Origin of the sequence: Labrys miyagiensis (genome assembly GCF_030160835.1) — a bacterium.
Taxonomy (GTDB): Bacteria; Pseudomonadota; Alphaproteobacteria; order Rhizobiales; family Labraceae; genus Labrys; species Labrys miyagiensis.
In genome coordinates, this window is sequence record NZ_BSPC01000005.1 from 672,563 (window position 1) to 692,297 (window position 19,735).

Consider the following 19,735-nt stretch of genomic DNA (forward strand, 5'->3'; position numbering starts at 1 on the left):
TATTTGGGGTGCTGGTCTTCAGACCGGCATGAAACGCGGCGCTTGCCACAAGAGGCGGGTCTGAAGGCCCGCCTCCCGAAAGCACCATTTCCAGCCAACTCTAACCGCAGCCCTTTCGCGCCGGGCGCGCCTTAATTCGATGAGGCAATCCAAAAATGCGATAGCCCCCTTTCGCCATGGCGAACGCTCCGGGCGCACGCTAGGTTTCCAGGAGAAAAGGAACCGCCCGTCATGGAAACCCCGCCGGAACTCTCCCTCGAAACCACCGAAAAGCCGCGCCGCCGCGGCCGCGAGGAGCGCCAGCGCGCGGGCAGCTCGGCGCCGGTCTATCGTCCCCAGCCCAAGCGCCCCTTCCCGGCTGTGAACGCCGTCTCCGAGGATCAGCTCGAAGCCATCCATAACGCGTCGATGCAGATCCTGGAGGAGATGGGCATCGAGGTACTGCATGACGAGGCCAGGGCCATTCTCAAGGCGGCCGGCGCCGATGTCGCGCCTGATACGAACAGGGTGCGCTTCGATCGCGGCCTGGTCGAATCGAAGCTCGGCCTCGCCCCCAGGAGCGTCACCCTGCATGCACGCAATCCGAACCGGAACCTCACCATCGGCGGCGACCATCTTGCCTTCTGCTCGGTGGCGAGTGCGCCCAACGTGGCCGACCGCGATGGTGGCCGCCGGCCCGGCAACCGCCGCGACTTCCAGAACCTCATCCGCCTCGGCCAGACCCTCGACACCGTGCATCTGTGGGGCGGCTACCCGGTGGAGCCCGCCGACATCCATGCCTCGGTGCGCCATCTCGATGCGCTCTATGACCTGCTGACCCTGTCCGACAAGCCTGTCCATGCCTATTCGCTTGGGCGCGAGCGCAACCTCGATGCCTTCGAGCTGGTGCGGATCGCGCGCGGCATCGACCGCGAGACGCTGGATCGCGAGGTTTCGCTCTTCACCATCATCAATTCCAATTCGCCGCTGCGTCTCGATATTCCGATGATGGAAGGCGTCATCCAGATGGCGCGGCATAACCAGCTCACCGTGCTCACGCCGTTCACGCTGGCCGGAGCCATGGCGCCGGTCACTATCGCCGGGGCGGTGGCCCAGCAGAATGCCGAGGCGCTGGCCGGGCTGGTGCTGTCGCAGTCAGTGCGTCCAGGCGCGCCCTTCGCCTATGGCGGCTTCACCTCGAATGTCGACATGAAGACCGGCGCGCCCGCCTTCGGCACGCCCGAGCAGATGAAGGCCGCTCTCGTCGGCGGCCAGCTTGCCCGCCGCTATGGCCTGCCCTACCGCTCCTCCAACACCAATGCCGCCAATACCATCGACGCCCAGGCCGCCTATGAGAGCGTGTTCTCGCTCTGGGGCGCCGTGATGGGCGGCGTGAACCTGCTGATGCATGGCGCCGGCTGGATGGAAGGCGGCCTCCATGCTTCCTTCGAGAAAATGGTGATCGACGCCGATCTGCTCGACATGATCACCAATTTCCTGATGCCGTTCCAGGTCAATGACGACGAACTGGCGCTCGACGCTATCCGCGAGGTCGGCCCGGGCGGCCATTTCTTCGGCTGCGCCCATACCCAGGCCCGCTACCGCACCGCCTTCTTCGCGCCGATGATCTCGGACTGGCGCAATTACGAGACCTGGCAGGAAGCGGGTTCGCCCACGGCCTATGACCGCGCCAACCGGCTCTACAAGGATCGGCTGGAGGCCTATCAGGAACCTCCGATGGATCCCGCCATCCGGGAGGAGCTCGCCGCTTTTGTCGCCAAGCGCAAGGAAGAAGGCGGCGCGCCGACGGATTTTTGATGTTTCCCGGGTGCGCGGACGTCTCGTCCGCATCTTGGAAATGACTTGCTTGATGGAAGGGAAGATGCGGACGAGACGTCCGCGCACCCGGGAAATCGCCGCCTTCTACTGCTCACTCTCGACCCTAGGATACCGCTCCCCATGAAATCCCACACCCGTGTCCTCGTCATCGGCGGCGGCGTCGTAGGCTGTTCCGTGCTCTACCACCTCGCCAAGGCCGGTTGGACGGATATCACCCTGATCGAGCGCGCGGAGCTGACGGCGGGCTCCACCTGGCACGCGGCGGGCGGCTTCCACACCCTCAACGGCGATCCCAATGTCGCCAAGCTGCAGCAATATACCGTCGAGCTCTATCGGGAGATCGAGGCGCTCTCCGGCCAGTCCTGCGGCCTGCACCTCACCGGCGGCGTTATGCTGGCTGGCACCAAGGAGCGCATGGACTGGCTGAAGATGGCTCATGCCAAGGGCCGGTATCTGGGCATGCACACTGAGATCATCTCGGCTGCCGAAGCCAAGAAGCTGATGCCGCTGATCGACGAGAAGCAGTTCGCCGGGGCGATGTACGATCCGCTGGAGGGCCATCTCGACCCCTATGGCACCACCCATGCCTATGCCAAGTCCGCCAAGCTCAAGGGCGCCGACATCGTCCTGCGCAACCGCGTCGTCGACATGTCGCAGCGCGAGGACGGCACCTGGGATGTCGCCACCGAGCAGGGCAACATCCACGCCGAGCATGTGGTGAACTGCGGCGGCCTGTGGGCGCGCGAATGCGGCCGCATGGTCGGCCTGGAACTGCCCGTGCTCGCCATGGAGCACATGTACTTCCTCACCGAGGACATGCCCGAAGTTGCCGAGATCAACGCTTCCACCGGCAAGGAGGTGATTACCGCGCTCGATTTCGAGGGCGAGATCTATATGCGCCAGGAGCGCGGCGGCATGCTGCTCGGCACCTATGAGCAGGCCTGCAAGCCCTGGTCGGAGAGAGAGACGCCTTGGGATTTCGGCCAGAACCTGCTGGAGCCGGATCTCGACCGCATCGCCCCGTCACTGGAAGTCGGCTTCCGCCACTTCCCGGCCTTCGAGAACGCCGGCATCCGCCGCGTCATCAACGGCCCCTTCACCTTCGCGCCCGACGGCAATCCGCTGGTCGGCCCGATCCGCGGCCTCAGGAACTACTGGGTCGCCTGCGGCGTGATGGCCGGCTTCAGCCAGGGCGGCGGCGTCGGCCTCGCGCTTTCCAACTGGATGGTGCATGGCGATCCGGGCTTCGACGTCTGGGGCATGGATGTCGCCCGCTATGGCGACTGGACAACGCTGACGCATACCAACGCCAAGGTGCGCGAGAACTATGCCCGCCGCTTCCGCATCCGCTTCCCCAACGAGGAACTGCCGGCGGCCCGCCCCTTCCGCACCACGCCGGTCTATGATCGCCTCATCGACCATAACGCCGTGTTCGGCGACATGTGCGGCCTCGAGCATGCCCTCTGGTTCGCGCCCTCCAAGGCCGAAGCCAAGGACGATTTTTCCTTCAGCCGCTCCAACGATTTCCCGCATATCGCCGCCGAGAGCGCCGCGGTGCGCGAGGGCGTCGGCCTGCTCGAGATCTCGAACTTCGCCAAATACGAGATCTCCGGCAAGGGCGCGGATGCCTGGCTCGACAAGCTCCTGCCCAACCGCTTGCCGGCGAGGGGTCGCATGGTGCTCACCCCCATGCTCAACGAGAACGGCATGCTGATCGGCGATTTCACGCTGGCGCGCGAGGCCGACGACCGCTTCTGGGTCTTCGGCTCGGGCCTGGCCGAGCAGTATCACATGCGCTGGTTCCAGGCGCATCTGCCCGACAGCGGCGTGACCCTGCGCGCCCATGGCCTCGACCTCGTCGGCCTGCAGATCGCCGGGCCGAAGTCGCGCGAGCTGATCACCCGCCTCGTCCACGAGGACCTGTCGAAGGAAGCCTTCCCCTTCATGGCCTTCGGGCGCTTCAATGTCGGCATCATCCCGGCCATTGTCGGCCGCGTCACCTATACGGGCGATCTGGGCTATGAGCTCTGGGTCAAGCCCGAGCATCAGCGCGCTTTGTTCGATTTCCTGATGAAGGAAGGCGCCGATCTCGGCCTCAAGCTGTTCGGCGGCCGCGCCCTCAACTCGCTGCGCCTCGAAAAGAGCTTCGGCTCCTGGTCGCGCGAATACCGCCCGATCTATACGCCCTGGGAAGCCGGCCTCGAGCGCTTCGTCTCCACCCAGAAGCCCGACTTCATCGGCCGCGACGCCATGCTGAAAGCACGCGACGCCGGCCCCGTGCGCAAGCTCGCCACCTTCGTGGTCGACGCCCTCGACGCCGACGTGATCGGCGACGAGCCGATCTGGCGCGATGGCAAGGTGGTCGGCTGGGTCACCTCCGGCGGCTATGCCCATCACTCGAAAGCCTCGGTGGCGCTCGGTTATGTCGAGGCGGCCGCCTTTGACGCGGGCGCGCCCTATGAGATCGAGATCATCGGCGAGCGGAGAGGGGCGAAGATGGCCGCCGAGCCGCTGTTCGATCCGAAGGGGCTGAGGATGCGGGGGTAATGGGAGCCTTTTGGTGTGTCGGTCTTCTCAGTCCCATCGACCTTCAGTCGATGTAGAGGGAACGGCATGCCGTTACGTTGGTTTCAAACGCCAGGGAAGTCGCGATTCTATCCGCACTGGCGCCTCCGGCGATATGCCCTTATATAAGGTGCATATCGCCATGGAGAACAGGCCATGCTTCAAACCTCCAGCAGTGCAAACTTGGTTGATCGCATTCTCGGCACCAAGCTTGAAACCGCGGCAGAGCTGATCCACGCCGTGCGGGTCGGATTGCCGGTAACCACTATCGATGCCCTTATTGGCGCAGATCGGATCACCACCGCGGAAGTGGATCATGTGATCGTGCCGCGTAAGACTCTCGCCAATCGGAAACGGATTGGTACGCTCACACCCGACCAGTCGGATCGCCTTCTCAGGGTGGTCCGGGTCATCGCCTTGGCTGAAGAGACATTCCGATCGAAGGACAAGGCGTCGATCTGGCTCCGCCGAAAGACGACGGCGCTCACCGATCAAGCGCCTCTCGACATGCTGGACACTAACGAAGGCGCTCATCAGGTGGAGGTTTTGCTAGGCCGAATCCGTCATGGACTTGCGGCCTGATGGTCGTATGGAGGATTACCGCTGCGCCCTTCGCTGACCTGTCCGGTGAAGGCGCCAGGCTCTATGGAGCTCGCTGGAATACGCCTGGACGTCCGATGCTTTACACAGCCGAGGACGCCGCTCTCTCGGTTCTGGAGGTTCGTGTTCACTTGGACCTCGACTGGAATCTTCTCCCGGACGATTACGTTCTCATGAAGATCGAGGTACCGGATCTGCCTGTCGAGGACATCTCGGACCTCCCCTCGGATCCGCAAGCCGTTGGCAACGCGTGGCTGGCCTCTGCCAGAACGCCTCTCTTGCGAGTTCCGTCCTTCATCATCCCCGAAAGCTTTAATCTTCTCGTCAATCCCGTTCACCCACAAGCCGTGGACATTCGCTATTTCACCACACGGGATTTCAAATTCGACGACCGTCTCTGGCTTCCCCTCAGGTACTGATCAATGCTCCGTACAGGCGGGAAAGCCGGCGGCGGATGGGGCCGCTTCGAGATTCAAGTGGCAGCGGGAAGTCCGCGCTCCCAATACGACCACGCCATCAGCACCGCCGCCGCCGCACTCATCGTCCAGTAATCCACCGGCGCTGGTCCGAACCAGTGAATGTGCCAGGGGATGAACTCCGGTGCGAACTTCGCCAGGCCGAAGACCGGGTTGCAGACGAACCAGAGGAAGTCTTCGCTCAGCCAGAAGATCATGATGCAGGCAATGACGCGGGCTTCCAGCCGCCATGACCAGCGCCAGGCGAAGACCAGCGGGAAATGGAAGAACAGGGCCATGAAGGGGAAGACCCAGGCATGGTAGCCCGTCATCGGGCGGCTGCCCCAGAAGATGTCGAGCAGCCAGTGGTGCTCAATGCGCCAGGTCGGCAGGCTGGAGGCCCAGCCATGGCTGCCCTCGATCTGGATCTCGACATTGGCGAAGAAGAAGCCGAGCAGCATCACCATGCCGATCAGGAGGATCGGTTGCAGGAGACGGGTGCGGCCGGTGGCGGCGAGCGGCATGTCGGTGGCTGTCATGGCAGGGCGGCCATAGCATTTTCCAGAAAAGTTGGCAGACTTTTCGATTAAGAAAATGCGTCAAAACCGAGGTCTTGAGAAAGCTGCGATTTCAGATAATCGCAGTTTTCTCCAGCACGATCCTCATGGCATCCTCGCCGGCGCGGGGGCGGCCGAGGGCGCGGGCGTTGCGGCGCATGGTCTCCAGGCGCTGCGGCTCGGCCTTGAGCAGGGCGATGTGATAGTCGAGGCCGACCTCGTCAATCGCCTTCATCGCAGCGCCGTTTTCCAGGAGGTAGTCGGCATTGCGCTCCTCCTGCCCGGGGATCGGCGCGCTCAGCAGCATCGGCACGCCCATGGCCAGGCATTCGGAGGTTGAGAGACCGCCGGGCTTGGTGATCACGAGATCGGCCGCCGCCATCAGGCGCGGCACCTCGTTGGTGAAGCCGAGGGGGAAGAGCCGGCCGGGCTGCTTCGCGGCGGCCGCCTGCAAATCCTCCAGTGCCGGCTTGTTCTTGCCGGCCAGCACCACGAGCTGCAGCTCGGGATCGACGGCCGCGAGGCGCTTGGCCAGCGGCGCGACACCGAGGCCGGCGCCGCCGCCCATCAGCAGATAGGTGCGCCGCGCCGGATCCAGCCCGAAGGCCGCCGCGCAACCAGCGCGGTCATGGTTCTCGGCGAAGGCGGGCATGATCGGAATGCCGGTGACATGGATATGCGCCGCCTCGATGCCGTGAGCGCGCAGGCGGAAGGCGACTTCCTCATTGCCGGCGAAGAAGCCGGTCATGCGCGGGATCACCCACATGCGGTGCAGGTCGAAATCGGTGATCTGCACGAAGACGGGCACGCCGAGGCGGCTCTTGCCGATCTCGCGCATCAACAGCTCGGCGGGCAGGAAATGCGTGCAGACGATGGCATCGGGCGCGAAGTCGTCGATGGCGCCGCGCAGGGGACGGCTGGAGAGGCGCTCCACCGCCCGCCGCAGCTTCTGCGACATCGCATCGGGCGCGGCCTCCGAGCTCGCCTGGTAGAGCATGCCCCAGATCGCCGGATGCCGGGTCACGAGCTTGATGTAATAGTCGGTATAGATCTTGCGGAAGGTGGAGGGCACATAGTCCATCACGTCGAGATGGCGCACCTCGGCTTTCGGATCGAGGAGGAGCGTCGCTTCCTTGAGCGCTTCGGCCGCGCGCATATGCCCGGCGCCGGCGGAGACGCTGAGGAAGAGGATCTTGGGCGAGGACGGCACGGGCGGCTCCGGTCGAATCGGGAGGGAAGACAATAAGCCAGCCGCCTTGCGCTGTCGAAATGCGATGGCGCCCGCACTTTCGGGCAACCGCCGGTATGATCATGTGACCTTGAGCACTTTCCTGCGCCAATCGAACCCGATAGCCTGTCGATATTTGGTTGAACCCGGATGTTCCCATGCGGCTGCTGTTCGCGACTGTTTCCCTTGCCGTGTTGCTGTCCACGCAGGCGGCCCGCGCCTGTGGCGATGATCGTGAGATCGGACACTGGGTGCTCGACCAGAAGGCATATTCTTCAAGCTATGCGCTTCCCTTTCTCAGCCCGGGCAATGACAGCCGCATCAATTTGCAATTGCTGATGCGGGATGTTGGTTCCGCGGGCGCTCCGACTGCGGACCAGGCGAAGGGCCAGCCCGGTGATACCGGGCTCGACGCCTCGATGCTGTTCGCGAACTTCAACATCGACAACGTTCTGACCAGTGACGGCTTGGGAGCCGACAACCCATCCGGCGCCGGCATCCCCCCATCGGTGTTCTCGACCGAGGAGGGGACCCGCTGCGTCTCCTCTGCAAGCGGCCAGCAAGCCTTTGTCGCGGCGCTTCAGGCCGAGCAAGGCTTGTCCGCGAACGAGCGCACGCTTCTCAGCGATGCCCGTGGCCGCATGAACCCCGACTGTTCTGCGACGGCGTCCGTCGCCTGGCAGGATCCGCTGGCCGGCGTAGCGCAGCCCTCGGCGGCGGCGCAGGATTTCGCCGCCTATCTCAAGGGTGCCTCGGCCTTCTATGAGGGCAAGTTCGACGAGGCTCTCGCCAGCTTCACCAAGCTTGCCGGGACACAGAACGTTTGGCTGCGCGAGAGCGCGTCCTACATGATCGGCCGCACTTTGCTCAACAAGGCCGAGGTCGGAGCCTTCGATTCGCTCGACGGCGTTCCGCAGCCGAAGGTGACGGACAAGGAGGCGCTGGCCGGCTCGCAGAATGCATTCAAGGCCTACCTCGCTGCCTATCCCACCGGGCGATACGCGACCTCCGCGCGCGGCCTGATGCGCCGACTGGACTGGCTGGCGGGCGACAAGGACGGGCTCTCGTCTGAATATGGCTGGCAGATCGCCAATACCGGCAAGGATCTCGCCAATCTGCTTCCCGGCGATCTCTCCCAGGAAATCGATGCCAAATATTTCGCCGGGACCCAGGACGCCGGGCATGATGCGAATTTGCTGGCGGTTGCCGATCTCATGAAGCTTCGGCAAGGCGATTCCGCCCAAGGCAAATTGTCGGCAGCGGACCTCGATGCCCAGGCGTCGGATTTCGCCGGACACGAGGCGCTGTTCGCCTTCCTGAAGGCCGCCCGCCTCTATTACGCGGCTGGCGATGCGGCGGCGGCGCTGCAATTGCTGGGTGACGCCAGGAACGACCCGCCGGCGCCACCCTATGTCGCTTTCAGCCGGTCGATGCTGCGCGGCCAGGCGCTGATGGCACTCGGCCAGTATGAGAAGGCGGCGGATTACTGGACGGCGTTGCTGCCACAGGCGTCCGGACGCTGGCAGAAGGAAAGCGTCGAACTGGGCCTCGCCCTGAGCTGGGAGAAGGCGGGCACGCTCAACAAGGTCTTCCTGCCGGGCACGCGCATCGCTGATCCCGGCATCAGGGCGACTGTGCTGCGCCGCTCGGCCGGGCCGATCCTGCTGCGCCAGGCGGTGGCGGACCCGCAATCGACGCCCCAGGAAAGGGCGCTTGCACGTTTCGTTCTGCTCTTCAAGGAGGCCACACGCGGGCACTACACCGGCTTTCTCGAGGATTTCAACGCCGCGACGCTGACAGGCGACGACGGGACTGCGCCAGCCGGCACGAAATCCGCCATCTTCAAATGGGCTGGAACGAGCCAGCCCTATTCATGTCCGGCTCTGAAGGCGGTTATGGCTGAACTGGCCGCCAATCCGCGCTCGGCGCATGGCTTGCTGTGCCTCGGCGACTTCGTGCGCACCTCCGATCTCGACGACGTCGAAAGCTTCGAGGTGCAGTCTGGGGAATTGGGCAGCAAGCCGATCTTTCCCGGCGCGCCGTTCTCGCGCGGCGAAGTCTACAGGAAGCTGATCGCCGACGCCTCGACCCCGGACAATGAGCGTGCCTATGCGCTCTATCGCGCCATCAATTGCTATGGTCCCAGCGGCAATAATCGCTGCGGCGGCCAGGATGTCGGCAAGCCGGTGCGTAAGGCCTGGTTCAACACCTTGAAAACGAAATATGGCGCTACGTCCTGGGCGCGGAGCCAGAGCCTCTATTGGTGAGGCTGACCCGCCTTCCGGCCGTATTGCTTCTGTCGGTGCTCATGACGCAGGTCGCAGTCGGCGAACCCGTCGTGAAGGCCAGCGACTATGATGCCTATTGGCTCTGGGCTGGCGTGAAGGCGCGCCCGATCGTGCAGCAGGCCAAGACCGTCTACCTGCTGCAGGGCGAGATCGGCCCGGACCCTTCCGGCGCTGTCCGTCTCAAGGCGCAGGGCGGTTCGGTGCCCGGTCCCCACGTGCCGGCGCTCTGGCTCGCCTATCGCGTGCGCAGTCTCGATTGGACGCCGGAGATCACGGCGGCGATCGCGAGGAAATACGCGGCCTGGCGCACCCAGCCCGGCAGCGTTCCCGGCATCCAGGTGGATTTCGACGCCTCGACGCGAAATCTCCGGAACTATGCGGGTTTTCTCAAGGACTTGCGGCGCTCGCTCCCGCCCGATTGCCGGCTCAGCGTCACTGGCCTGATGGACTGGGCCTCGCAGGCGGCACCGGAAGATCTCGACGCCTTGTCGGGCACCATCGACGAAATCATCTTCCAGACCTATCGCGGCCGGCAGACGGTCCCTGATATCGATGCCTATCTGGCAAGGCTGGGCCGCCTGCGCATTCCCTATCGCCTGGGGTTGTCCGAAGGCGCGGCATGGTCGCCGCCCGCCGGTCTCGCGTCCGATCCGCATTTCCGGGGCTACGTGATTTTCCTGCAGAACCCGCCCTGACATACTTCCGATACTGGCCCTGGCTTACGTTCCCAGGTCAGAACGCCATCGCCAGCCGCATGCCGTCATACACCGCCGCATGGATGTTCCTCGATGCCACCGCGTCGCCGATGCGGAAGAGCTGGAAGGTCCCCGCCTCGTTCACCGCCAGCGTCTGCGGCTTGCCGGCCGTGAATGCCTCGTAGTCCACCGCGCCGAGATTGGAGGAGTGCGGCTTGAGCGCGAAATAGAGCTCGTCCAGGGGCAGGGTGCCGTGCTCCACCACCACCTGGTCGGCCCGCTTTTCCACCACGCGCTTGCCGTAGTCGTCGAAGAAGCGGGCGACCAGGCTGTTGCCCTCGCGCGCCACGCTTTCGAGGCGAAGGTTCAGGGTGGTCTGCACGCCGGCCTTGGAGAAGGCGCGGAAATAGGCCGGGAAATTGGTGCCGCCGACATCCGGGGCGAGGCTGCGCTCCGGCGTCACCAGCTCAAGTTTTGCGCCGCCCTCGGCGATGAACTCGGCCGTGGTCATGCCGGGATGGGCGCCGTTGTCGTCATAGAGCAGCACGTTCGCCGCTGGCCTGGAGGCGCCGGAGAGGATGTCCCAGCTGGTGGTGACGAGATTCTCGCCGGCGTCGAGGAAGGAGGTGTTGGGCAGGCCGCCCGTCGCCACCACCACGATGTCGGGGGTCTCGGCCAGCACGGTGTCTTCCTCGGCATAGGTGTTGAAATGCAGCCTCACGCCCAGCCGCTCGCATTCGGCTACACGCCAGTCGATGATGCCCATGATCTCGCGTCGGCGCTTGAGGGCGGCGGTGAGGCGGATCTGGCCGCCGGCTTCGTCCGCCGCCTCGAACACCGTGACGCGATGGCCGCGTACGGCCGCCACCCGCGCCGCCTCCAGCCCGCCGGGGCCGGCCCCGACCACCACGACATGCTTGGAGACAGCGGCCTTGTCGGTGATTTCATGCGGGATCGAGCCCTCGCGCCCGGTGGCGGCATTGTGGATGCACAAAGCCTCGCCGCCATAGATGGAATCGATGCAATAGCCCATGCCGACGCAGGGCCGGATCTCGTGCTCGCGCCCCTCGGCGATCTTGCGGGCGATATGCGGGTCGGCCATGTGGGCGCGCGTCATGCCCACGAGGTCGAGCTTGCCGGAAGCCACGGCGTGGCGGGCGGTGGCGACATCCTGGATGCGGGCGGCGTGGAAGGTGGGGATGGCGGTGGCCTGCTTCACCTCGCCCGCGAAGTCGAGATGCGGGGCCGAGCGCGCGCCCATGCCGGGGATAACGTGGCTCAGTGCTTCGTCCGTGTCGATATGGCCCTTGATGACGTTGATGAAGTCGACCAGGCCCGAGCGGGCGATGCGGCGGGCGATGTCGAGGCCCTCGTACTTCGAGATGCCGCGGTCCCAGTCCTCGTCGCAGACCATGCGGGTGCCGACGATGAAATCCGGGCCAACGCGCTCGCGCACCGCCCGCATCACCTCGAAGCCGAAGCGCAGGCGGTTGTCGAGGCTGCCGCCATACTCGTCCTCGCGCCGGTTGGTGGCAGGCGACCAGAACTGGTCGATGAGGTGGCCGTACATCTCGAATTCGAAGCCGTCGAGGCCGGCTGCCTTCACGCGCTCGGCTGCGTCGGCATAGGCGGCGACGATGCGCTTGAGATCCCAGTCCTCCGCCGCCTTGGGGAAGGCGCGGTGCGCCGGCTCGCGGATGGAGGAGGGCGCGATGATCGGCAGCCAGTCTTCCTTGCCCCAATTGGTGCGGCGTCCCAAATGGGTGATCTGGATCATCACCGCCGCGCCATGCTCATGCACCTCGTCGGCGAGGCGGGCAAGATGCGGCACCACCTCGTCCTTGTAGAGCAGGATGTTGCCGAAGGCCTGCGGCGAGTCCGGCGCCACCACCGCGGAGCCGCCGATCATGGTGAGCCCGATGCCGCCCTTGGCCTTCTCGACATGGTAGAGCCGGTAACGGTCCGCCGGCATGCCGTCCACGGTGTAGGCCGGCTCATGGGCGGTCGACATCAGCCGGTTGCGCAAGGTGAGGTGCTTGAGCTGGTAGGGCTGGAGCAGGGGATCAGAAGACATGAGGGATTCCCGGGTGCGCGGACGTCCCGTCCGCATCTTGAAACGGCTCGTTGGTCGGATAGGAAGAGCGGACGGGACGTCCGCGCATCCGGGGATTACGACACCTCATACTGCTCCGCCCCATCCGCGATGATGTAATAGTCCGACTTCGAGCCGGTATAGATGTGGCTGGTCAGCTTCAGGCCCGTCGGCCGGTCGATCGTGCCGGCGGCGATGCTGATCTCCTCGGCGCCGAAGGCCCGCCAGAACACATTGCCGCCGCAGGTGGAGCAGAAGCCGCGCTCCGCCTTTTCCGAGGAACGGTACCAGCGCAGCGTTTGGCTGGCGGTGAGCATCAGGTCGTCATTGGCGCAATTGGTCGAGGCGAGATGATGCCCGGTGGTCCTGGCGCATTGCGAGCAATGGCAGGCGCTGACATCGCTGAGCGCGCCGTGCACCTCATAGCGCACCCCGCCGCAAAGGCAGGATCCGGTGGCGCGAAGGGCTTTGGACATCGGCGGCTCCGTGGATGCTTCGCGGGCCATCCTATCGGGCGCGGGGGGAGCGAATTGTCGGAATACGGTATGAAGGTCGCATTCTGGCAAGAGGAGGGAGTTTTTCTGGGAGCGCGGACATCCTGTCCATATGCGTGAACTTTGCGGGCCGAGACCGCCAGTAGCGGAGTGGCGATCACCGATCGCCATCTTCCCTGCCACCAAGCGCGGCGTTTCCAAGAGTGTCGATCGGTGATCGATACTCCAACCCTGCGTCTCGATTGGCAAAGTCAGCGCCCATGGACATGATGTCCGCGCTCCCAGGCTATTCGTTGTTCAGCAGGCGCTCGAGATAGTCGGTCTCGGCCTTGGGCCTGTTCGGGTCGGCGAGGCGGCGGCGCAGCTCTTCGAGCACCTTGCCGGCGCGCTTGGAGGGCGAGGCGTCGATCGAGCCGTCGGCCCCATAATCCGGCCCGCTGTTTGGCAACTGGCGGCCGAGCGGGTCGCGGTTGCGCGGGCCGCCCTGCTGGGCCTGGCCCTTGGCATTGCGCTGGGCCTCGGCGAGCTGCTCGCCGAGATTCTTGGCCGCCCGGCGCAGCGCCTCGATCGCCTTGCCCTGCGAGCTGACGGCATCCTCGCTGTTGTTGTCGCCGAGCTGGCCCTCGGCATCGCGCATGGCCTGGCCGGCCTCGCCCAGCGCGTCCGGCGCCTCGGTGCCGCTCTCGCGCAGGTCGCGCTGCATCTTCTCCAACTGCTGGCGCAGCGCCTGCTGCTGGTTGCGCAGATCCCCGAGCGAAGGCAGGCCCTGGCCCGTCTGGCCCTGCCCCCCCTGACCATTCTGCCCCTGCTGGCGTCCGCCCGGGCGGCCCTGGCCCTCCTGCCCCTGGCCGTCCATGCCCATGTTCTGGTCGTCACCCAGTCCCTGATTGTCACCTTGGCCTTGATTGCCGCCCTGGCTCTGGTCGTTCCCTTGGCCTTGATCGTTCCCTTGGCTCTCGTCGCCCTGGCCACCCTGGGGCGGGGGCTGGTTCTGGCGATAGGTCTGGTCGCGCAGGCGCTGCTGGCGCAGGATCATCTTGCTCATGTCATTGAGCGATTGCTGCATCTGCTGCATCGAGGGGTCGCCCTGGCCGACATCCTCGGGATTGGCGAGGTTGTTGAGGATGTCGTCGAGCTGGGAGAGCAGCTTCTCGGCATCGTCCTTGTTGCCTTCGCGGGCCGACTTCTCGAGCTGGTCGAGCAGCTTGGCGAGTTCGTCGGGCGAGATCACGCGCAACTGCTTGCCGGCATTCGGCTTCTGGCCATGCTTGAGGGCCTGCTGCTGGCGCTGGGCATAGTCTTTGAGGAAATTGTTCATGGCCTGGCGCAGTTCCCGCGTCAGTCGCTGGATCTCCTCGGGCGAGGCGCCACGCTCGATCGCCTGGCGCAGCTTCTCGCGCGCCGCCTTGAGCTGGCGCTCGGCCAAGGTACCGTCGCCATCCTCGATGGCATTGGCGATCTGCCAGAGATAATCGGCGACATTGCGGTAGTCGTCGTCGGAATTGGCGCGGTCGAGCCGATCCCAGGCCGTGCGCAGGCCGAGATAGAGGCCGGCATCCTTGGTGAAATCCTCCGGCGCGATCATCAGCGCGCGGAGCGCATATTTGACCTCGGCGGCCTGGTTGGCGTCGAGCGACAGCTTCAGGCGCTGCTCGATCAAGGCGCGGGCGAGGGGATTGGTGAAGTCGCGCTGGGGCAGCGTCACGTCCTGCGGCGCGCTGCGGCCCTCATTGCCGGCATCGTCGCGGGCCACCAGCGTCATCTTCACGGTGGCGCCGGCGAGTGGATCGGAGGAGAGGTCGCGCGTGGCCGTCACCGAACCGCTGCGGGCATGGCCGGCGGGCGTGGGCAGGGAAATCCGGGGCGGGGCGTAGAGCGGATGGCCCTCGCTCGCCAGCGTGCCCTGTGCTTCCACGGCGGCGGCGCCATAATCGTCGTCCACCTTGTAGGCGAAGGTCATGCCGCCCTTGCCGTCCGGCTTCACGGGCTCGTCAAAGGCGATGGTCGGCGGCCGGTCGGGAATGACGGTAAAGGCAAAGCGCGTCACCGCGCCGTTCGAGCGCGCGATCTCGACGCCGGCATCGGCGTTGAGCTTCAGGCGCTTCTCGATCAGGTTGGGATCGGGCGCATTGGCGGTGGCGGCGGCTTCCTCGCTGGTGCCGCCGCTCGCGCTGATGCGGGCCTCCCTGTCGCCGGCGAGGCGGATCACCAGCAGCGAGCCGGCGGGAACCGCGGTCGGGGCGGCCTGATTCGCATCGGTCAGCACCAGCGGCGCGCGGCGCGTATAGGGCGGCGGCGTCACCCAGGCATCGAGCCGGGTGCCGGGCTGCTCGGCGGTGGAGCCGGAAAACAGGGCGGCGATATCATAGGCGGGCGACTGCAGGGCATCGATCAGGCGCGGCAGGCGCTCTGCCCCGGCATAGAAGAAGCCGACCACGAGGGCGAGCACCAGCCCGATGCGCAGGCCATAGCGGTCGAGTGCCGGCAGGTTGGGCGAGGGCACGCCGAGGCGAATGTTGCGGCTCGCTTCCAGCGCGGCGCGGCGGTGGCGGCGCCAGAGCGCCTCGGCCAGGGGATCGCCGCCGCCTTGGGCAAGCCGATCCTGCCTTGCGGTGGCCGGGCGGTGCGGCAGTCCGATGGCGTGGTCGAGCCGGAACAGGGCTTCCTCGCGCGTGGGTATGCGCAGGCGCGCCAGAGGCCAGAGCGAAGCGATCAGGCCCGCGACGAAAAGCAGGAAGATGGCGAGGCGCGGCGGCCCCGAGAGCTGGCCGAACAGGTCGAACCAGCTGGCAGCGAGGAAAAGCCCGATCACGCCGAGCGGCAAGGCCAGCCGCGGCCAGGCCCGCTCCCAGGCGATCGCCAGCCGGGCGCGCCGGATCAGCGCGTCGAAGGACTGCGCCTCCTGCGTGATATCCTGGCCCCTGCCAGCCTCAGCGTCCGCCATGCCACCGTCCGAATGAACCGATTCTGGGAGTGTAGGGCGTTGTGCCCTGCGATTCCAGCCGGGATCGATCATAAGGATGTGCGTGGCGAATCGATGGCCGGGGGGAGGATCATTGTTGTGAAAGGCGCGACGCTCTCAGGTCGCGCCTTTCCCAATCTTCGATATGGCCTTCGCTCTCATCCCGGCTATACAGCGCTGGACACCAACTCCAGGACTCCCAATGCCCGCCAAGATCCTCATGCTCCAGGGTACCGGCTCGGATGTCGGCAAGTCGCTGCTGGTGGCCGGGCTCTGCCGCCATTTCGCCGACAGGGGTCTCAGGGTGCGTCCCTTCAAGCCGCAGAACATGTCGAACAATGCCGCCGTCACCGCCGATGGTGGCGAGATCGGCCGGGCGCAGGCATTGCAGGCGCGGGCGGCACGGGTGGCGCCGAGCGTGCATATGAATCCGGTGCTCCTGAAGCCGCAATCGGAGACGGGCGCCCAGATCATCGTGCGGGGCCGCATGCGCGGCTCGGCCAGGGCGCGCGACTATCAAGGGCTGAAGGCCGGGCTCCTGCCCGATGTGCTCGACAGTTTCGCGCGCCTTCGTGAAGAGGCCGATCTCGTTCTCGTCGAGGGCGCCGGCTCGGCCTCGGAGGTCAATCTGCGCGCCAACGACATAGCCAATATGGGCTTTGCCCGCGCCGTGGAAGCACCCGTGCTGCTGGTCGGCGATATCGACCGCGGCGGCGTGATCGCCCAGCTCCTCGGCACGCAGGCGGCGGTGGCGCCGGAGGACTCGGCCCTCGTCAAGGGTTTCATCGTCAACAAGATGCGCGGCGATCCCTCGCTCTTCGCCGACGGCATGCGCTTTATCGCCGAGCGCAGCGGCTGGCCGGCGCTGGGGCTGGTGCCGCATTTCCCCGGCGCGGCAAAGCTGCCGGCCGAGGATGCGCTGGCGCTCGGCAGCTATGGCAGCCGCCGGCCCGGCGCGAAGATCACCATCGCGGTGCCGATGATGCCGCGCATCTCCAATTTCGACGATCTCGACCCGCTCGCGCAGGAAGAGGAAGTCGATCTCGTGATGGTGAAGCCGGGTGAAGTCCTGCCGGTTGCCGACCTCGTCGTCCTGCCCGGTTCCAAGGCCACCATCGCCGACCTCGCCTTCTTGCGCGGCCAGGGCTGGGACATCGACCTCGCCGCCCATGCCCGGCGCGGCGGCCATGTCCTGGGGCTGTGCGGTGGCTACCAGATGCTGGGCACCCGCATCGAGGACCCCGACGGCATTGAGGGCCCCCCGGCGGATGTGCCGGGCCTCGGCCTGCTCGACGTCGCCACCCGCCTCACCGGCGACAAGCGCCTGGTGGCGGTGACCGGGGAAACGGCGGCCGATGGCGTGCCCTTCGCCGGCTACGAGATGCATGTCGGCATCACCGAAGGCCCGGCGCTCACCCGCCCGGTGCTGCACCTTGCCGATGGTTCGCCGGACGGCGCCTGGTCCGCCGACGGCCGTGTTGCCGGCTGCTATGTGCACGGCCTGTTCGGCGATGACCGCCAGCGCACCGCTTGGCTGCGGCGGCTGGGCGGGCAGGGCGGCGGCATGCAGTACGAGGTCGTGGTGGAGGAGACGCTAGACGCCTTTGCGGCGCATCTGGCCGGGCATCTCGACATGGCCGCGATCGCGAGGATCGCAGGGCTGGGGTAAGCGACGCTGACCACTGGTGAGACCGTGGCCGAGTAAGGCGCAGGCCCTCCCAGCTTCTTGGCTGTCGAATTCACACATCTCAGCCTGAGAAGAATAGACGCCAGTAATTCGGCTGAGCGAGATGAGAGGGTTGAGGATAGAACGCGCCGTCGAAGTCCCCTCGCCCCGTTCTTACGGGGAGAGGATAGAGGTGAGGGGCTGCGCAAAATTCTCAGATCAGCGTTCTACAAGGCACGACGATCTGGGTGGTGGTTCGTCGTCTCATTGTATCTATCTGATTTATTTGCGGAAATAATCCTGCCAAAGTCGCACAGCCCCTCACCTCTATCCTCTCCCCGTAAGAACGGGGCGAGGGGGCGCAACCGCCTCGTCCTTTTCTCAAACCGACTCTTCTCGCCCGACTGTCGAGTGCAATCCCGCCCCTCAGTGATATTGCTTGTACACCAGATAGAACGTCAATACCCCGATCACCGCCGACAGGATCACGCAAGCCGTGTGGAAGAGGTTCAGAGCCTTCCTGATATCCGCCACCCCCGCCTCGCTACGGCCATCGCCCATATAGGCATCCTCGACCACCGTCTCGCCATAGACGCGCGGGCCGGCGAGGCGCAGGTCGAGGGCGCCGGCCATTGCCGCTTCCGGCCAGCCGGCATTGGGGGAGCGGTGCTTGCCGGCGTCGCGCCGCACCGCCAGCATCGCCGCGCGGCCGCGGCGGTGGCTGATGAAGGCGGCGGCGCTGAGGATGAGGGCTGTAAGCCGCGCCGGGATCAGGTTCAGCCAGTCGTCGAGGCGCGCCGAGGCCCAGCCGAAGGCCTCGTGGCGGGGCGTGCGGTGGCCGATCATCGAATCGGCGGTGTTGACGATCTTGTAGACGGCTATGCCCGGCAGGCCGAGCAGCGCATACCAGAACACCGGCGCCACCACGCCGTCGGAGAAATTCTCGGCCAGGCTCTCGATGGCGGCGCGGCACACGCCCGGCTCGTCCAGCGTCTCGGGATTGCGGCCGACGATCATCGACACCGCCTTGCGCCCGCCAGCGAGACCGCCCGTCTCCAGCCCTTGCGCGACGTTCTCGACATGCTCGGCCAGACTTTTGGAAGCGATCAGCGAGGAGGCGATGATGCCGAGCGGGATGAAGCCATAGGTGAACGACAGGCAGAGCCGCTCGACGAGATAGGCGCCAAGCCCGGCCACCACCACCAGGACGCCGGTGGCGACGATGCCGGCCGAGCGGCGGGTGGAACGGCTGTCCGCCTCGACATTGAGGCGGCGGTCGAGCCCGGCGACGAGCGCCCCCATCCAGGTGACGGGGTGGCCGATGCGCGCATAGAGGGGCCGCGGATAGCCGAAAATCATTTCAAAGGCCCAGGCGATCGCCAGGCTGAGAATACGTGAGAACAGATCCATAGGTATTGCAAAACCAAATTGATCATGCCCGACCCCGGATCCGGGCCGCAGGCGGCTTGACAGGGGGGAGGCGCGAACACTAAATGGCGACGCTTCCGGGCAGCCGGGGCTGTAGCTCAGTTGGGAGAGCGCTGCAATCGCACTGCAGAGGTCGTGAGTTCGAATCTCATCAGCTCCACCATCCTGCCTCGCTCTTCGAGCTTCGCAGGACAGGTCCGAAACATCTCATCGAAGCAGGATGCCCTCCGAAGCCTTGGCGAAGGAGGGCCGCGCTCCCAGCGTTCACCAGCGCGAGATTCCCGAGGTTCGACCAGTCGGACGGCACTCAACCTCTCAGACGGAGAGAGGCGCCGAAGCGGGCCACTCAAGGCCCGCGCTTCAGAAGGGTCCAAATCCAACCCGCGAAGGTCAGCACGAGGAAGGGATATCCCAGGGCGGGCAAGGGAGCGGAGGTCGGCAGCAAAGGGGCGCCCCAGATAATCCGACCCACTGTCACCCCGAACAGCACGGCGGCCACCAGCGCCGTCAAACGCACCCACAGGGGAAAGGTCTTCGGCGCGCTGATCATGATGAGGCCTGCCGACCAAAGGGCTATTCCCCCGACATAGGACGGCACGCTCGCCTGAAGTCCCGCGGCATTGCCCGCCAACAGCAGGCTTTCACCAGCAGCGAAGGTCAGGTACCCAGCCGCTATGCAGTCTTGTCCTTGACGCAGATATTTCGTCGCCAACAGGGTGGCCGCCACCACGATGGCCACGCCGTCAATCGTCCAGAAAGACTCGCGTAATTCGGCGGTCCCGACAAACGTACCAGCGAGGCCGAAGATGCCCCCAATCGCCAAGCCCGTCGCTGCGACAATGTCCAAGCTAGTCGGCGAGGCCCGGGCCATTTGAAAGCTCCTGCAA

14 protein-coding genes and 1 tRNA gene are annotated in these 19,735 nt (G+C 65.7%); 8 read left to right on the plus strand and 7 right to left on the minus strand.

Annotated features, from left to right (window positions below):
* The first annotated feature begins 231 nt into the window (after nt 1–231).
* The 4 genes from QQL24_RS03905 (at nt 232) to QQL24_RS03920 (ending at nt 5,402) form a co-directional block, all read left to right on the plus strand.
* Nucleotides 232–1,797: a trimethylamine methyltransferase family protein gene (locus QQL24_RS03905; RefSeq protein WP_284310563.1), complete on the plus strand. Its 1,566-nt coding sequence runs from the start codon at nt 232–234 to the stop codon at nt 1,795–1,797.
* Between the two features lie 141 nt (nt 1,798–1,938).
* On the plus strand, nt 1,939–4,365 hold the full coding sequence (locus QQL24_RS03910) for a GcvT family protein (protein ID WP_284310564.1): 2,427 nt from the start codon (nt 1,939–1,941) through the stop codon (nt 4,363–4,365).
* 174 nt (nt 4,366–4,539) lie between these two features.
* Entirely contained in the window at nt 4,540–4,965 is a 426-nt protein-coding gene (locus QQL24_RS03915; RefSeq protein WP_284310565.1) for an Xre family toxin-antitoxin system antitoxin, read from the plus strand.
* Complete coding sequence (locus QQL24_RS03920; RefSeq protein WP_284310566.1) at nt 4,965–5,402, plus strand: RES family NAD+ phosphorylase; 438 nt, start codon at nt 4,965–4,967, stop codon at nt 5,400–5,402. The genes QQL24_RS03915 and QQL24_RS03920 overlap by 1 nt, the downstream gene beginning before the upstream one ends.
* Nucleotides 5,403–5,455: 53 nt before the next feature.
* On the opposite strand, the gene QQL24_RS03925 is transcribed toward QQL24_RS03920, so the two are convergent.
* Entirely contained in the window at nt 5,456–5,977 is a 522-nt protein-coding gene (locus tag QQL24_RS03925; RefSeq protein WP_284310567.1) for a hypothetical protein, read from the minus strand.
* Nucleotides 5,978–6,068: 91 nt separating this feature from the next.
* The gene (locus QQL24_RS03930; RefSeq protein ID WP_284310568.1) at nt 6,069–7,205 is read right to left on the minus strand and encodes an MGDG synthase family glycosyltransferase; all 1,137 of its coding nucleotides are present in this window, start codon (nt 7,203–7,205) and stop codon (nt 6,069–6,071) included.
* A gap of 176 nt (nt 7,206–7,381) precedes the next feature.
* On the opposite strand from QQL24_RS03930, the gene QQL24_RS03935 reads away from it, so the two are divergent.
* Complete coding sequence (locus QQL24_RS03935; RefSeq protein ID WP_284310569.1) at nt 7,382–9,490, plus strand: PA5441 family protein; 2,109 nt, start codon at nt 7,382–7,384, stop codon at nt 9,488–9,490.
* The gene (locus tag QQL24_RS03940; protein ID WP_284310570.1) at nt 9,487–10,206 is read left to right on the plus strand and encodes a DUF3142 domain-containing protein; all 720 of its coding nucleotides are present in this window, start codon (nt 9,487–9,489) and stop codon (nt 10,204–10,206) included. Before QQL24_RS03935 ends, QQL24_RS03940 begins: the two co-directional genes overlap by 4 nt.
* A 37-nt stretch (nt 10,207–10,243) precedes the next feature.
* On the opposite strand, the gene QQL24_RS03945 is transcribed toward QQL24_RS03940, so the two are convergent.
* The 3 genes from QQL24_RS03945 to QQL24_RS03955 form a co-directional block, all read right to left on the minus strand.
* On the minus strand, nt 10,244–12,280 hold the full coding sequence (locus QQL24_RS03945) for an oxidoreductase (protein WP_284310571.1): 2,037 nt from the start codon (nt 12,278–12,280) through the stop codon (nt 10,244–10,246).
* 95 nt (nt 12,281–12,375) lie between these two features.
* On the minus strand, nt 12,376–12,774 hold the full coding sequence (locus tag QQL24_RS03950; RefSeq protein ID WP_284310572.1) for a GFA family protein: 399 nt from the start codon (nt 12,772–12,774) through the stop codon (nt 12,376–12,378).
* A gap of 304 nt (nt 12,775–13,078) precedes the next feature.
* Nucleotides 13,079–15,736 carry a TIGR02302 family protein gene (locus tag QQL24_RS03955; protein WP_284310573.1) on the minus strand — a complete coding sequence of 886 codons (2,658 nt, stop codon included), beginning with the start codon at nt 15,734–15,736 and terminating at the stop codon, nt 13,079–13,081.
* 220 nt (nt 15,737–15,956) lie between these two features.
* Between QQL24_RS03955 and QQL24_RS03960 the strand changes: the two genes are divergently transcribed.
* Nucleotides 15,957–17,423: a cobyric acid synthase gene (locus QQL24_RS03960; RefSeq protein ID WP_284310574.1), complete on the plus strand. Its 1,467-nt coding sequence runs from the start codon at nt 15,957–15,959 to the stop codon at nt 17,421–17,423.
* 423 nt (nt 17,424–17,846) lie between these two features.
* Here QQL24_RS03960 and cbiB read toward each other — a convergent pair whose 3' ends face one another.
* Nucleotides 17,847–18,830 carry an adenosylcobinamide-phosphate synthase CbiB gene (gene cbiB, locus QQL24_RS03965; protein WP_284310575.1) on the minus strand — a complete coding sequence of 328 codons (984 nt, stop codon included), beginning with the start codon at nt 18,828–18,830 and terminating at the stop codon, nt 17,847–17,849.
* A gap of 105 nt (nt 18,831–18,935) precedes the next feature.
* Between cbiB and QQL24_RS03970 the strand changes: the two genes are divergently transcribed.
* A tRNA-Ala gene (locus tag QQL24_RS03970) sits at nt 18,936–19,011 on the plus strand.
* A gap of 183 nt (nt 19,012–19,194) precedes the next feature.
* On the opposite strand, the gene QQL24_RS03975 is transcribed toward QQL24_RS03970, so the two are convergent.
* A complete protein-coding gene (locus QQL24_RS03975) occupies nt 19,195–19,719 on the minus strand; it encodes a hypothetical protein (RefSeq protein WP_284310576.1) in 525 nt (174 codons plus the stop codon).
* Nucleotides 19,720–19,735 lie beyond the last annotated feature (16 nt).